Here is a 17,326-nt window from a genome sequence, read left to right as displayed (position 1 = left end):
GCGCCGTCAAGTGATTTCGGGGCATTCATGTCGGATACGTACACCGGTGGTTCCGAGGCCTTCGCGATCATCGGGTACGCGTGCAGGCTGCCCGGCGCGCCCGGACCGGCACCGCTGTGGGACCTGCTCGCCACGGGGACCGACGCGCTCACCGACATACCCTCCGACCGCGCGCGCGTTCCCTCGGTCACGCGCGGCGGGTTCATCGAACGGGCCGCGGACTTCGACGCCGGCTTCTTCGGCATGTCCCCGCGCGAGGCCGCCGCCACCGACCCCCAGCAGCGCCTCGCTCTCGAACTCGCCTGGGAGGCGCTGGAGGACGCCCGGCACCTCCCGGCCGGCCTCGGCGGCAGCCGCACGGGTGTCTTCCTCGGCGCCATCTGGGACGACTACGCCGCCCTCCTGCACCGTGCGGGGGACGCGGTCGTCGACCGGCACTCCATGCCGGGACTCCAGCGCGGCCTCATCGCCAACCGCCTGTCCTACACGCTCGGGCTGCACGGCCCCAGCCTCACCGTGGACGCCGGCCAGTCCTCCTCCCTGGTCTCCGTCCACCTCGCCTGCCAGAGCCTGGCGCGCGGCGAGTCCGAGCTGGCCCTCGCCGGTGGGGTCAACCTCGTCCTGGCCCCCGACAGCACCGTCTCCGCGCTGCGCTTCGGCGGACTCTCCCCGGACGGCCGCTGCTTCACCTTCGACGCACGCGCCAACGGGTTCGTACGCGGTGAGGGCGGTGGGGTCGTCGTCCTCAAGCCGCTGGCCCGGGCCCTCACCGACGGCGACCGGATCCACGCGGTCGTCCGCGGCAGCGCCGTCAACAACGACGGCGGCGGCCCCAGTCTCACCACCCCCAGCGCCGCCGCCCAGGAAGCCGTCCTGCGCGCCGCGCACGCCCGCGCCGGGATCGCCCCGGACGCCGTCGGCTACGTCGAACTGCACGGCACCGGCACCCCGGTCGGCGACCCCGTCGAGGCCGCCGCCCTCGGCGCCGCCCTCGGCACCGCACGCACCGCGCCGCTGCCGGTCGGCTCGGTGAAGACCAACATCGGGCACCTGGAGGGCGCGGCCGGCATCGCGGGCCTGCTGAAGGCCACGCTCGTCGTCGAGCGGGGCGTCGTCCCCCCGAGCCTCAACTTCGCCTCCCCGCCCGCCGGTATCCCGCTGGAACGGCTCAACCTGCGGGTGCAGACCGAGGCGGGGCCGCTGGGCGGCGAGGGGTTCGTCGGGGTCAGCTCCTTCGGCATGGGCGGGACCAACTGCCACCTGGTGCTGGGCCCCGCACCCGACCCGGTGGCCCGGCCGGCCACCGAACCGCCGGCTCCGGCCGCCGACGGGACCACTCCTCCCGTGCCCGTGCTGGTCTCCGGCCACACCGCGCGGGCGCTGCGCGCCCAGGCCGCCCGGCTGAAGGACGCGGTGGAGGGAGCCGACCTGGCCGTGGCGGACGTGGCGCACTCCCTGGCCACCACCCGCACCCGCTTCGCCCGGCGCGCCGTGCTCCTCGCCGAGGACCGGGAGCAGCTGCTCGCCCAGCTCTCCGCAGTGGCCGCCGGACTGCCCGCGACGGGCGTCAGCGAGGGTGCCGCGCGCACCGGACGGCTGGCCATGATCTTCTCCGGGCAGGGTTCGCAGTGGCCCGCCATGGCCACCGGACTCCTCGACACCGACGAGGTGTTCACCCGCACGATCCACGCCTGCGCCGAGGCTCTCGCCCCGTACACCGACTTCTCGCTGACGGACGTCCTGCGCGGCGCCGAGGGCGCGCCCACGCTGGAGCGGGTCGACGTGGTGCAGCCCGCGCTCTTCGCCGTGATGGTGGCGCTGGCCGAGACCTGGCGGTCACTGGGGGTCGTCCCCGACGCCGTCGCCGGACACTCCCAGGGCGAGATCGCCGCGGCCTGCGTGGCGGGCGCGCTGTCGCTGCCGGACGCGGCCAAGGTGGTCGCCCTGCGCAGCCGCGCCATCGGCGCCCTGGCCGGATCGGGCGGGATGCTGTCCGTGCAGGCCGGGGCGGCACGGGTCCGCCCGTGGCTGGAGACCGCACCCGCCCTCTCGATCGCCGCCGACAACGGACCCACCGCGGTCGTGGTCTCGGGGCCGGTCGACGCCCTCGACGACTTCGCGGCACGGTGCGTCGCGTACGGCGTCGAGACCAGGCGCGTACCGGTGGACTACGCCTCGCACTCCTCGCACGTCGAGCTGATCCGGGACGAGCTGCTGACCGCGCTCGCGGACATCGAACCCCGGACGTCCGAGGTGCCGTTCCTCTCCACCGTCACCGGCGAGTGGACCGACACGGCCGGCCTGGACGCCGCCTACTGGTACCGGAACCTTCGGTCCACCGTCGAGTTCGCCGCCGCCGTCCGGCGGCTCGCCGACGAGGACTTCCGCTTCATCGTCGAGGCCACCCCGCACCCGGTGCTGCTGGCCGCCGTACGCGACACCCTGGCCGAGCTGGACGCGCCCGACACCGCGGTGGTCGGCTCGCTGCGGCGCGGCGAAGGGGGCCGCGCGCGGCTGCTGGGCTCCGCCGCCGAACTGCTCGCCCACGGCCGCGACGTCCGGCTGCCCGCCCCGCCGGGCACGGTCGTGGACCTGCCCACGTACGCCTTCCAGCGGGAGCGCCACTGGCGGCCCGGCGAGGCCGCGGCGTCCTGGAACGGCACCGGCGAGCCCGTCCGGAACGCCGCCGACCCGGCCACCGGCGCCGAACCGGACACGGCCGCCGCCCCGGACGACTCACTGCGCGACCGGCTGCGCGCCCTCTCGCCGCAGTCCGCCCGCAGCACGGTGCGCGAGCTGATCCGGTCCCACGCCGCCGTGGTCGGCGGGTTCGCCGCGGCCGGGGACGTGGACCCGGAACAGACCTTCAAGGCCCTCGGGATCGCCTCCCTGACCCTGGTCGAGCTGCGGACGCGGCTCGCCGCGGCCACCGGGCTCTCCCTGCCGCCCACCTTCCTCTTCGACCACCCCACCCCGGCCGCGGCCGCCCGCCACCTGTGCGACGCGCTGCGCGGTGAGGACGCCCCCCGCCCCTCCCGCGCCACGCCCGCCCCGCAGCCCGCCGACGCCGACGACCCCGTCGTCATCGTCTCCATGGCCTGCCGCTTCCCCGGCGGCATCGACTCGCCCGCGGCACTGTGGGAGGCGCTGAGCGAGGGCCGCGAGGTACTGACCGGCCTTCCCGAGGACCGGGGCTGGCAGTCCGCCCTCGCCGCCCTGGACACCGCGCTTCCCACGGCCGGCGGGTTCCTGGACGACATCGCGGGCTTCGACGCCGGGCTCTTCGGCATCTCGCCCCGCGAGGCCGTCGCCATGGACCCGCAGCAGCGGCTGCTCCTCGAGGTCACGTGGGAGGCGCTGGAGCGGCTCGGCACCGACCCGGCCGACGTGCGCGGCAGCCGCACCGGCGTCTTCGTCGGAGCCACCGCGCAGGACTACGGCCCCCGGATGCACGAGCCCGCCGAGAGTTCCGAGGGCTACCTGCTGACCGGTACGACCGCCAGCGTCGCCTCCGGCCGGATCGCCTACGCCTTCGCGTTCGACGGCCCGGCGGTGACCGTGGACACCGCGTGTTCGTCGTCGCTGGTGGCGCTGCACCTGGCGGCGCAGTCGCTGCGCGCGGGGGAGTGTTCCACGGCCCTGGCGGGTGGCGTCACCCTGATGGCGACGCCCGGTGTCCTCGTCGAGTTCGCGCGGCAGGACGGCCTCTCCCCGGACGGCCGCTGCAAGGCGTTCGGAGCACGTGCCGACGGCACCGGGTGGTCCGAGGGCGCGGGCATGCTCGTCCTGCGCCGCCGGTCCGACGCGCTGGCCGACGGGCAGCACGTGCTGGCCGTGCTGCGGGGATCCGCCGTCAACTCCGACGGGGCCTCCAACGGGCTGACCGCACCCAGCGGCCTGGCCCAGCGGCGGGTCATCCGGGCGGCCCTCGACGCGGCCGGTCTGGAACCCTCCGACGTGGACGTGGTGGAGGCGCACGGCACCGGGACACGGCTGGGCGACCCGATCGAGGCGCAGGCGCTGCTGGCCACGTACGGGCAGGACCGGGACCCGGAACGGCCGCTGTGGCTCGGGTCGTTGAAGTCCAACGTCGGGCACACCCAGTCCGCCGCCGGTGTCGCCGGCGTCATCAAGACGGTCCTGGCGCTGCGGCACGGCGTGCTGCCCCGCACCCTGCACGCCGACGAGCCGACGCCGCACGTGGACTGGTCGGCGGGTGCCGTGCGGCTGCTCACCGAGAACGTGACCCTGCCCCCCGCGGACCGGCCGTACCGGGCGGGTGTCTCCTCGTTCGGCATCAGCGGCACCAACGCACACGCGGTCATCGAGGCGGCACCCGAACCGGCCGTCCCGGACGAGGAGGAACCCGAGCCCCGCCTGGCACTGCCCGTACTCCTCTCCGGGCAGGGGGCCGCCGCCCTGCGCGCCCAGGCGGCCCGGCTGCGCGCCTTCCTGGACGCCGAACCGTCCGTACCCCTTGCCGCGATCGCCCGGTCGGCGGCGACCACCCGCTTCCCCCTGGACCACCGCGCGGCCCTCTTCGCGGCCGACCGTGAGGAACTGGCGGCCCGCCTGGACGCGGTGGCGGAGGGCCACGAGGCGGCCGGCGTGCTGCACGGTGTCGCGTCGCCCGGGCGCACGGGGTTCCTGTTCACCGGTCAGGGTTCGCAGCGGTTGGGGATGGGCCGGGATCTGTATGAGGCGTTTCCGGTGTTCGCGGAGGCCTTCGACGCGGTGTGTGCGCGGGTTTCTGTGGGGCGTCCGTTGCGGGAGGTGGTGTTCGGCGAGGACGAGGGGCTGCTGGAGCGGACCGTCTATGCGCAGGCGGGGTTGTTCGCGCTGGAGGTGGCGCTGTTCCGGCTGGTGGAGTCCTGGGGTGTGGTCCCGGACGTGCTGGTGGGGCATTCCATCGGTGAGCTGGCGGCGGCGCACTGCGCGGGAGTGCTCTCGCTCGACGACGCCTGCGCTCTGGTGTCGGCGCGGGGGCGTCTGATGGACGCGTTGCCCGAGGGTGGGGCGATGCTGGCGGTGGAGGTGGCCGAGGAGGATCTGGAGCTGCCTGAAGGGGTGGACCTGGCGGCGGTCAACGGGCCCACCTCGGTGACGGTTTCGGGCGATGCGGAGGCGGTCGCGGAGCTGGAGGAGCGGCTGCGGGCGCGGGAGGTACGCGTCAAGCGGCTCGCGGTCTCGCACGCCTTCCACTCCCGCCTGATGGAGCCGATGCTGGCGGAGTTCGCTGCCGTCGCGGAGTCGTTGACGTACCACGCCCCGCGGATCCCGGTCCGCACCACGGCCCCCGGTGCGATCGACACCCCGGAGTACTGGGTGGGGCAGATACGCGAGCCCGTCCGGTTCGCCGACGCACTCGCCTCGCTCCCCGAGGTGCGGACCTTCCTGGAACTCGGCCCCGACGGGGTGCTGTCCGCCCTCGCCCCGGCCCTCCTGGAGGAGGCTGTCGCCGTACCGCTGCTGCGTCGCGGCCAGGACGGCACCGGGCCCGCCCAAGCCGCCGCGGTGCTGTGGACCCACGGCGTGCCACTGGACTGGGCGGCCGTCGCGGGTACGGGCGCCTCCCGCCTCGTGGAACTGCCCTCCTACGCCTTCCAGCGCACCCGCTACTGGACCCCCCGGACCGCCTCCACCACCGCGCTCGCCGCCGCGGGCGTGGACACGGCCGGCCATCCGCTGCTGGGCGCCGTCGTGCCCCTGGCGGGCGACGGCGGGCTGGTATGGACCGGCGTCGTCGGTCTCGCCACCCACCCCTGGCTGGCCGACCACATGGTCCACGGCCGGGTCGTGCTGCCCGGAACCGCCCTCGTCGATCTCGCCCTCCACGCGGGAGCCGGCGCCGGGCTGCCGGGGCTCGCCGAGCTGACCCTGCGTGAGCCCCTGCTCCTGCCCGAACAGGGCGCCGTCCAGCTCCAGATGACCGTGGCCGCCCGGACCGTCGAGATCCACAGCCGTCCCGACGGTGATCCCGGTGCGCTCTGGACCACCCACGCCGCCGGCGTCCTGGAGCCGGTCCACCCGCTGGTGGACGCCCCCGGGACACCCGACCCCTGGCACCCCGCGGGTACGGCCACCGCACCCGGTTACGACGCGCTCGCGGCCGCGGGACTCTCCTACGGCCCCGCCTTCCGGGGCCTGCGCGCCGCCTGGCGCGACGGGGACACCGTGTACGCGGAGGTCGAGCTGCCCGAAGGGCCGCAGGCCCCGCTGTACGACGCCGCGCTCCACGCGCTCGGTGCCACCGGCCTGCTCCGCGAGGACGGCGCGACCCTGCTGCCGTTCGCCTGGTCCGGCGTGACCCGGCACGCCCTCGACGCCACCGCGCTGCGCGTCACCCTGACCCGGCGCGGTGCCGACGAGTACGCGGTCCGCCTCGCCGACCCGGCGGGCGCGCCCGTGCTGACGGTGCGGTCGCTCGCCTTCCGGCCCGTGACCGCCGACCGGCTGGGCGACACGGCCTCCGGGGTGCTCCACGGCGTCGACTGGACCCCCGCCGGCGACGGGGAACGCGAAGTGCCGTTCGCCGCCGTACCGGTGGGCCCCACCGACCTCCTCCACACGGTCGTCGCGGCGGGCTCCTTCCCCGGCCCGGCAGCCCTGGCGGACGTGGCGGCCGTGCCCGGCACGGTGCTCGCCTGCGTGGGCGCCGGTCCCGAACCGTCCGCGACCGGCGCGGCCCTCGCTCGGCGCACCCACGACACGGTCGCTGCCGTACTCCGTCTGGTGCGCGACTGGGCGGACGACGAGCGCCGCTCCGGCAGCCGGCTGCTGGTCGTCACCCGGAACGCCGTCGCCACGGCCGACGGTGAGAGCGTCGATCCCGCCGCCGCCGCGGTCTGGGGCCTGCTGCGGTCCGCGCAGGCCGAACACCCGGGCCGGTTCGGCCTCGTGGACCTGGACGGCACGGCCGCGTCGGCCGCCGCCCTCGCCGCGGGCCTGCCCGCACACGTCCCCCAGGCCGCCCTCCGCGCCGGCACCCCGCTGACCCCGCGCGCGTCCCGGCTGCGGGCCGGAGCCAACCCGCCGTGGGGCCCGCACGACACCGTCCTGATCACGGGCGGTACGGGGGCGCTCGGCGCCCGCGTCGCCCGCCACCTGGTCTCCGCGCACGAGGTCGCGGGTCTGGTGCTGCTCAGCCGGCGCGGCCCCGACGCGCCGGGTGCCGCCGCCCTCGCCGCCGAACTGACCGCGCTGGGCGCCACCGTGGTGGTCGTCGCCGGTGACGCCGCCGACCGGGGCGACCTCGACCGGGTGCTCGCCGGCCACCCCGTCACCTCCGTCGTCCACACCGCGGGCGTCCTCGACGACGGCCTGCTCACCTGGCTGACCCCCGAACGCGCCGCCGCGGTGCTGCGCCCCAAGGCCGAGGCGGCCGCCCTCCTCGACGAGGCGACCCGCGACCTCGGCCTCACCTCCTTCGTCCTGTTCTCGTCCGTGGCCGCTTCCTTCGGCACCGCCGGCCAGGCGTCGTACGCGGCGGCCAACGCCTTCCTCGACGGGCTCGCCGCCCGCCGGCGCGCCGAGCACCTGCCCGCCGTGTCGGTGGGCTGGGGGCTGTGGGGCGGCACCGAGGGCATGGCCGCCGGACTCGGTACGACGGACCGTGCGCGCTTCGCCGGGCTGGGCGGCGCGCTCGACCCCGACCGGGGTGTGCGGCTGCTCGACGCGGCCGTGACCGCCGGGCCCGCCCACGTACTGGCCACGGCCGCCGAACCGGCCCCCGGCGACGACTACGTACCGCCGCTGCTGCGGCACCTGGCGCGGCCCGTGCTCCGTTCGGCCGCCGCCCGGTCGTCGGCGGACGCCGACGGCCTCGCCGCACTGCCCGCTCCCGAACGGACGCGCGCCGTGGAGGAGCTGGTACGGACGACCGTCGCGGCCGTTCTGGGCCACTCCTCCGGTACCGGAGTGGACACCGGCCGCACCTTCAAGGACCTCGGTTTCGACTCCCTCACCGGTGTCGAACTGCGCAACCGGCTGGCCGCCGCCACCGGGCTGCGGCTGGCCGCCACCCTGGTCTTCTCCCACCCCAGCCCCGCCGCGCTCACCGCCCACCTCTGCGAGGAGCTGAGCGGCACCACCGCGGCCACGGCCGTACCGCGCTCGCGGAACGCCGCCGCGGACGAGCCGATCGCCGTCGTCGCGATGAGCTGCCGCTACCCGGGCGGTGTGGACGGCCCCGAGGAACTGTGGCGGATGGTCCGGGAGGGCCGCGACGGCATCACCGGCTTCCCCACCGACCGCGGCTGGGACCTCGCGCGCCTCTACGACCCCGACCCGTCCAGCCCTGGCACCACCTACGCACGGCACGGCGGCTTCCTGCACGACGCCGCCGACTTCGACGCGGAGCTGTTCGGCATCTCGCCGCGCGAGGCGCTGGCGATGGACCCCCAGCAGCGGCTTCTGCTGGAGCTGTCCTGGGAGGCCTTCGAGCGGGCCGGCATCGACCCGGCCGGCCTGCGCGGCAGCGACACCGGTGTCTTCGCCGGCGTCATGTACCACGACTACGCGCAGGCCGCCGAGGCCCTTCCCGAGACCGAGGGCTACCGGGCCACCGGGGGCGCCGGCAGCGTGGTGTCCGGCCGGATCGCCTACACGTACGGCCTGGAGGGCCCGGCCGTGACGGTGGACACGGCGTGCTCGTCGTCCCTGGTGGCGCTGCACCTGGCCGCCAGGTCACTGCGTGCGGGCGAGTGCTCGATGGCCGTCGTCGGCGGCGTCACCGTGATGTCCGCACCCGGCGTGTTCGTGGACTTCAGCAAGCAGCGGGGACTCGCGCCCGACGGCCGCTGCAAGTCCTTCTCGGCGGACGCGGACGGCACCGGCTGGTCGGAGGGCGCCGGCGTGCTGCTGGTGGAGCGGCTGTCCGACGCGCGACGCCACGGGCACACCGTCCTCGCGGTGGTACGCGGCTCGGCCGTCAACCAGGACGGCGCGTCCAACGGCCTCACGGCGCCGAACGGCCCCTCGCAGCAGCGGGTCATCCGCGCCGCTCTCGCCGACGCCGGCCTGGCCCCCGGCGACGTGGACATGGTGGAGGCGCACGGTACCGGCACGAAGCTGGGCGACCCGGTCGAGGCGGAGGCGCTGCTGGCCACGTACGGACAGGGGCGGGACGCGGAACGGCCGCTGTGGCTGGGGTCGTTGAAGTCCAACATCGGGCACACCCAGGCGGCGGCGGGCGTCGGCGGCATCATCAAGACGATCCTGGCGCTGCGCCACGGCGTGCTGCCCCGCACCTTGCACGCCGACGAGCCCTCGTCGCACGTGGACTGGTCGGCGGGAGCGGTGGAACTGCTCACCGAGGAGCGGGCATGGCCGTCGGCCGGGCGACCCCGCCGCGCGGCGGTCTCGTCGTTCGGGATCAGCGGCACCAACGCACACACCGTGATCGAACAGGCACCGGACGAGGACGGACGGGCCCCCCGTCGGGACACCCGAGGGCCGGACACGCTCGTGCCCTGGGTGCTGAGCGGTGCCTCGCCGGAGGGCCTGCGCGCCCAGGCGGCCCGGCTGCGCGAAACGGCCGCGGCCGAGGAGCCTGTCGGCATCGGGCTCTCCCTGGCGACCCGGCGCGCGGCACTGGAGCACCGCGCGGTGGTGCTGGGGACGGGGCGCGAGGAACTGCTGCGCGCACTGGACGCGCTGGCGGCGGGACGCGGCAACGCGCCGGGCGGAGCCGCCGCGCCCGGGCGTACGGGTTTCCTGTTCACCGGTCAGGGGTCGCAGCGCGTGGGGATGGGCCGGGAACTGTACGAGGCGTTCCCGGTGTTCGCGGATGCCTTCGACGGGGTGTGCGCCCGGGTGGACGTGGGGCGTCCGTTGCGTGAGGTGGTGTTCGGCGAGGACACCGGGTTGCTGGAGCGGACGGTGTTCGCGCAGGCGGGTTTGTTCGCGTTGGAAGTGGCGCTGTTCCGGCTGGTGGAGTCGTGGGGTGTGGTGCCGGATGTGCTGGTGGGCCATTCGGTGGGGGAGATGGCCGCGGCGCACTGCGCGGGGGTGTTGTCGCTGGAGGATGCCTGCGTGCTGGTGTCGGCGCGGGGGCGGTTGATGGACGCGTTGCCCGAGGGTGGGGCGATGCTGGCCGTGGAGGTGGCCGAGGAGGATCTGGAGCTGCCGGACGGGGTGGACCTGGCGGCGGTGAACGGGCCCACGTCGGTGACGGTGTCGGGTGCGGCGGAGGCCCTCGCGGGGCTGGAGGAGCGGCTCCGGGCGCAGAGTGTGCGGGTGAAGCGGCTGGCGGTCTCGCACGCCTTCCACTCCCGCCTGATGGAGCCGATGCTGGCCGACTTCGCGGCCGTCGCGGAGTCGTTGACCTTCCACGCCCCGCAGATCCCGGTGGACACCACCGCCCCCGGCGACCTGGCCACTCCCGAGTACTGGGTGGGTCAGGTGCGCGAGCCCGTCCGTTTCGCCGACGCGGTGCGCCGTGCTCACGTGGCCGGCGCCACCCGCTTCCTGGAACTCGGCCCCGACGGCCCCCTGTCCGCCCTCGTCGCGCACCTCACCGAGGACGTCACCGCCGTCCCCGCCCTGCGTTCCGGCCACGACGAGCACACCACGCTGCTGCGCGGCGTCGCCGAGATGTACGTACACGGCGCCGATGTCGCCTGGCACCGGTACTTCGCGCCGCTCGGGGGCCAGGCCGTCGAGTTGCCGACCTACGCCTTCCAGCGCCGGCGCTACTGGCCCGACACCGCGGCCGACGGCGGCGGCACGGCCCCCCGGGAACGGGACGAGGCCGGATTCTGGACGGCCGTCGCCGGGCGCGAGGTCGACCGGCTCGCCGACACCCTGGGCCTGCCCGACGACGAAGCACGGCGCGGACTGGCCGACCTGATGCCGCACCTCGCGTCCTGGCACGACCGCCGGCGCACCGAGGCGGCTGTCGGTTCCTGGTACTACCGGGCGGTCTGGCGGCCCGTCGCTCCGGCACCCACCGTGCTCGACGGTGTCTGGCTCGTCATCGGCCCGGACAACCCGGTCGGCCCGGACAACCCGGTCGGCGCAGACACCCCGGTCAACGCCGACACCCCGGTCGGCGCGGACGCGCTGGACGTTTTGGACGCGCAGGTCGCCGACGCGCTGCGCCGCGGCGGTGCCACCGTGCTCGCCCTCCCGGCCCCCGGCACCGACCGGATCGCGCTCGCCGACCGGATCGCGCTCGCCGACCGGACCGCGCTCGCCGACCGGTTGCGCTCCTGCGGCGAACTCGCGGGCGTCGTCTCGCTGCTGGGAACCGACACCCGTGTCTCGCGCACGGGGGCGGCCCTCGGCCGGGGACTGGCCGCCACCCTGGCGCTCACCCAGGCGTGCGCCGACACCGACGTCCCGCTGTGGACCGTCACCCGGGGTGCGGTCGCGACCGGCCGCTCCGACGCCCCACCCGACCCCGCGCAAGCCCAAGTCTGGGGATTCGGCCGGGGCGCCGCCCTCGAACTCCCGCACGTCTGGGGCGGGCTGATCGACCTGCCCGAGATCCTGGACGCCCGTGCGGGGAACCGGCTCTGCGCCGTCCTCGCTGCCGGCGGCGCACGCGCCGGCGACGGAGAGGACCAGGTGGCGATCCGGGCCGAAGGCGTCTTCGCCCGCCGTCTCGTCGCGGCCGCGCCGGTCTCCCCGGCCGCGGCCCCCGTGCCCCGCACCGGCGGCACCGTGCTGGTCACCGGCGGGACCGGCGCGCTCGGTGCCCAGGTGGCCCGCCTGCTCGCCGCGCGCGGCCACAGCCGGCTGCTGCTCGTCAGCAGGCGCGGACCCGACGCGCCCGGCGTCGCGGAACTGGCCGCCGAACTGGCGGCGGCGGGCACCACGGTGACGGCCGTGGCCTGCGACGCGGCCGACCACGACGCGCTCGCCGCCCTGCTCGCCGGGATACCGGAGGAGCACCGGCTCACCGCCGTCGTGCACGCGGCCGGTGTGCTGGACGACGGCGTGCTCGACGGCCTGACGCCCGAACGTTTCGAACAGGTGCTCCGGGCCAAGACCCTGGCCGCCGAGAACCTCGACGCCCTCACCCGCGACCTCCCGCTCGACGCCTTCGTCCTCTTCTCGTCGTTCACGGGTGCCGTCGGCACGGCGGGCCAGGCCAACTACGCCGCCGCCAACGCCCACCTCGACGCACTGGCCGAGCGCCGTCGCGCCCAGGGGCTGCCCGCCACGTCGATCGGCTGGGGGCCGTGGGCGGAGACCGGCATGGCCGAGGACGAGGCGCTCACCCAGCGGCTGCGCCGTTCCGGACTGACCCCCCTGCCACCGGACCTCGCCGTCACCGTCCTCGGCCGGATGCTCGGCGCCGCGGTCCCGGACGGCGACGGGACGGCCGACGCCGCCGTCGTCGTCGCGGACGTCGACTGGAGGCGGTTCGCCACCGGCTTCACCGCGGCACGCCCCAGCCCGCTGCTGCGCGAACTCGTCCCCGCCGACACACCGGACGGTGCCGACGACTCCGGCGACGCCACCGGCCTCGCGGCGCGCCTCGCGGCCGCCGGTGAGGGCGAGCGACGCCGGATCACCGAGGAACTGGTACGCACCCTGGCGGCCTTCGTGCTGGGCCACGGCACGGCGGCCACCGTCGCGCCCGACAAGGCCTTCCGCGACCTGGGCTTCGACTCACTCACCGCCGTCGAGTTGCGCAACGCCCTGCGGGCTGCCACCGGGCTCCCGCTCCCGGCGGGCCTGATCTTCGACCACCCCACTCCGGCCGCCCTCGCCACCCGGCTGCGCGCCGAACTGACCGGCGGTGCCGGGACGGCCGCCACCGCGACCCCTGGCCTCCCGGCGCCCGCCGCGCCCGAGGACCCCGTCGCCATCGTGGCGATGGGCTGCCGGTTCCCCGGCGCGGCCACCCCGGAGGAGTTCTGGGAGCTGCTCTCCCGAGGTCTCGACCTGGTGGGCGACTTCCCCGTCGACCGGGGCTGGGACCTGCGCGGCGCCCCCGACTTCGCGCGTCGCGGTGGCTTCCTGCCCGACGCGGCCGGTTTCGACGCGGACCTGTTCGGCGTCTCCCCCCGCGAGGCGCAGGCCATGGACCCGCAGCAGCGGCTGATGCTGGAGATCTCCTGGGAGACCTTCGAACGGGCCGGTCTGGACCCCGCCGCCCTCCAGGGCAGCCGCGTCGGCGTCTTCGTGGGCACGAACGGCCAGGACTACGCCGGGCTGTTCCCCACCACCGGATCCGGGCTGGAGGGCCATGTGGCCACCGGCAGCGCGGCCAGCGTGCTGTCCGGCCGGATCTCCTACACGTACGGGCTGGAGGGCCCGGCCGTCACGGTGGACACCGCCTGCTCGTCGTCGCTGGTCGCCCTGCACCTCGCGGCGCAGTCACTGCGGACGGGGGAGTGCTCGATGGCACTCGCCGGCGGTGTCACGGTCATGGCCGCGCCCACCGCGTTCCTGGAGTTCGCCCACCAGCGCGGCCTGGCGGCCGACGGGCGCTGCAAGGCGTTCTCGGCCGACGCGGACGGCACCGGCTGGGGCGAGGGCGCCGGGCTGGTGCTGCTGGAGCGGCTCTCGGACGCCCGGGCCCAGGGCCACCGCGTGCTCGGGCTGCTGCGGGGCAGCGCGGTCAACCAGGACGGCGCGTCCAACGGCCTGACCGCGCCGAACGGCCCCGCGCAGCAGCGGGTGATCCGCGCCGCGCTGAACTCGGCCGGGCTGTGGCCCTCGGAGGTCGACGCGGTGGAGGCACACGGCACCGGTACGAGGCTCGGCGACCCGATCGAGGCCGAGGCGCTGCTCGCGACGTACGGCAAGGACCGCTCGGAACCCCTCCATCTGGGGTCGGTGAAGTCCAACATCGGGCACACCCAGGCGGCCGCGGGCATCGCCGGCGTCATCAAGATGCTGCTGGCGATGGACCACGGCGAGCTGCCCCGCACCCTGCACGCGGCGAAACCGTCACCGTCGGTCGACTGGGACGCGGGCAGCCTGCGCCTCCTCACCGAGGCCACCGCGTGGACGCCCCGGGCCGACCGGCCGCGTCGGGCAGGGGTCTCCTCGTTCGGGATCAGCGGCACGAACGCCCACGTCGTCCTGGAACAGGCCGATGTCGCCGTACCTTCGGCGCCGGCCCAGGACTCCGTACTGCCGTGGGCGTTCTCGGCCCACTCCGGCGCGGCGCTGAACGCGCGGGCCAAGGGGCTCCTGGCGCTCTGCGACGACCCCGGCGTGTCTGGTGTCGCGGCGGGCCGGGCACTCGCCACGACCGGCCTCGGCCTGGCACACCGCGCCGTCGTGCTCGCCGAGGACGTCGCGGGGTACGCCGAGGGCCTGACGGCGCTGACGACGGACGAGCCGTCCCCCAGAGCCGTCCGAGGAACAGCGCGTGAGGGATCCACGGCGCTGCTGTTCTCGGGTCAGGGTTCGCAGCGGCCGGGGATGGGCCGGGAGCTGTACGAGGCGTTTCCGGTGTTCGCGGATGCCTTCGACGCGGTGTGTGCGCGGGTGGACCTCGAACGTCCGTTGCGTGAGGTGGTGTTCGGCGAGGATGCCGGGCTGCTGGAGCGGACGGTCTATGCGCAGGCGGGGCTGTTCGCGCTGGAGGTGGCGCTGTTCCGGCTGCTGGAGTCCTGGGGTGTGGTCCCGGACGTGCTGGTGGGGCACTCGATCGGTGAGCTGGCGGCGGCGCATGTGGCGGGGGTGTTGTCGCTGGAGGATGCCTGCGCTCTGGTCTCGGCGCGGGGGCGGTTGATGGACGCCTTGCCCGAGGGCGGGGCGATGCTGGCCGTGGAGGTGGCCGAGGAGGACCTGGAGCTGCCCGACGGGGTGGACCTGGCGGCGGTCAACGGGCCCACGTCGGTGACGGTCTCCGGTGAGGCGGCAGCGGTCGCGGAGCTGGAGGAGCGGCTGCGGGCACAAGGTGTGCGGGTGAAGCGCCTCGCGGTCTCGCATGCCTTCCACTCCCGCCTGATGGAGCCGATGCTGGCCGACTTCGCGGCCGTCGCGGAGGCGTTGACGTACCACGCCCCGCAGATCCCGGTCCTCACCACCGCCCCGGGTGACCTGGCCACCCCCGAGTACTGGGTGGGTCAGGTGCGCGAGCCGGTCCGCTTCGCCGACGCCCTCGGCCGTGCTCACGAGGCCGGCGCCACCCGCTTCCTGGAACTCGGCCCCGACGGCGTCCTCAGCGGCCTCGTCCCCGGTGCGGTGCCCGCGATGCGCCGCCGCCGTCCCGAGGTGGAGTCCCTGTTCGCGGCCGTCGCGCGGCTGTGGGTCGGGGGGATGGCGGTGGACCTGGCGGCGGTGTTCCCCGCGGCCCCGCCCGTCACCCTGCCGCCCTACCCCTTCCAGCACACCCGCTTCTGGCCCGAAGCCGTCCCGGCCGGGCACCGCACCGCTTACGGAGAGGGGCGGTACGAGGTCCGCTGGGTCCCGGTGACCGAGGAAACCGCCCGCCCGACCGGCACGTGGTTCCTGGTCACGCCGCCCGGCGAGGACGGCGGCGCCGATGTCGGCACCGACGACATCAGCCGCGCGCTGCACCGCGCCGGCGCACGTACCCGCGTCGTCCCCGGAGACACCGACCGCGCCACCCTCGCGACCCGGCTCCGCGCCGCGACGGCAAAGAGCGTCCCGGCCGGTGTGCTGGCTCTGCCGCCCGCCGCGGGCTCCGACGCCCTGCCCTCCGTGGTGGCCCTCGTCCAGGCGCTCGACGACGCCGCGGTGACGGGCCCGCTCTGGTGCGCCACCCGCGGCGCGGTACGGGTCTCCACGGACGACCCGGGGCCGGACCCCGACCAGGCGGCCGTCTGGGGCTTCGGCAGGGTCGCGGCCCTGGAGATGCCCCGAGGCTGGGGCGGCCTGGTCGATCTCCCCGCCGAGTGGGACGACCGGGCCGGGGTACGGCTGGCCGCGCTGCTCGGCGCCGACGGCCACGAGGACCAGGTGGCGATCCGCCGGACCGGTGTACTCGGCAGGCGCCTCGTCGAGAGCGCCCCCGGCAACGGGGACCGTACGCCCGCCGAGTGGCGGCCGGCCGGCACCGTGCTGGTCACCGGCGGTACCGGCGCACTCGGCGCGCACACCGCCCGGCTGCTCGCCCGGCAGGGCGCCCCGCACCTGGTGCTCGTCGGGCGCCGGGGCCCGGACGCGCCCGGTGCCGGCGAACTCGCCGCCGAACTGACCGCCCTCGGCAGCCGCGTCACCCTCGCCGCCTGCGAGGTCACCGACCGCGCCGCGCTCGCCGCCGTACTCGCCGCCATACCCGAGGAGCTGCCGCTCACCGGCGTCGTGCACGCGGCGGGGACGGTGGACGACGGAGTGATCGGCTCGCTCACCCCGGGCCGCGTCGGGGACGCGGTGCACGCACGCCTGGCGGCCGTCCGCCACCTCGACGAACTGACCGCGGACCATGAGCTGGACGCGTTCGTGCTGTACACCTCCTTCGCCGGGGTCGTCGGCAACCTCGGCCAGGCCGCGTACGCCGCGGGCAACGCCGCGCTGGACGCCTTCGCCGAACGGCGCCGAGCGGCCGGGCGCACCGCCACGGCGCTCGCCTGGGGACCCTGGGCCGGAGCGGGCGTGGGAGCGGGCACGGCCGCGGGCGAGCAGCAGCAGCGCACCGGCGTCGCACCGCTGCCGCCGGAGCAGGCCCTCCTGTCGCTGGCGGCGGCCCTCGCCGAGCGGCGGACGACGCTCTGCGTGGCCGGCATCGACTGGAGCCGCTTCGGCCCCCTCCTGGAAGCGGGGCGCGGCGGGCGCCTGCTCGACCTGCTGCCCGCCGCGGTCAGACCCGCGCCGCCCGCCCCCGACCGGCAGGGGCCGGACCTGGCCGAACGGCTGGCCGGTGCGCCGCGGGCGGAACAGGAACGCATCCTGGTCGACCTGGTGGTCTCCAGGACCGCCGCCGTCCTCGGCCACGGCACCCCGGCCGCCATCGACCCGGACCGGCACTTCCGCGACCTGGGCACCGACTCGGTGATGGGCGTCGAACTGCGCAACCTGCTCGACGCCGCCACCGGGCAGACCCTGCCCGCGACCCTGGTGTTCGACCACCCGACCCCCGCCGCCCTCGCCGCACACCTGCGCGGCCTCCTCGTGAGCGGCCCGACCGCCCCGGCGGGCGGCGAGAACGCGGTCGCCCGGCTGGAGAAGCTGGAGGCGGCGCTCGCCGAGACCCCCCTCGACGGCGAGGAGACGACGGTCCTCCTCGCCCGCCTGCGCGACCTCACCGACCGGCTCGGCGCCGCGGCGACCGTGCCACCCGCCCGCTCCGAGCCCGAGACCGCGGACCTCGACCTGGCCTCGGCGAGCGCCGACGACCTCTTCGACCTCATCCACAACGAATTCGGCAAGTCCTGACGCCATGTACGGTCCTGCC

1 protein-coding gene is annotated in these 17,326 nt (G+C 76.0%); it reads left to right on the top strand.

The genetic code is table 11. The features are described from left to right. Positions 1-27 precede the first annotated feature (27 nt). Entirely contained in the window at positions 28-17,307 is a 17,280-nt protein-coding gene (locus tag AC07FV_RS26030) for a type I polyketide synthase (RefSeq protein WP_479089653.1), read from the top strand. Positions 17,308-17,326: the final 19 nt, after the last annotated feature.

The organism is Streptomyces sp. NPDC045956, from assembly GCF_056430705.1.
This window is presented reverse-complemented; position numbering and strand designations above follow the sequence as displayed.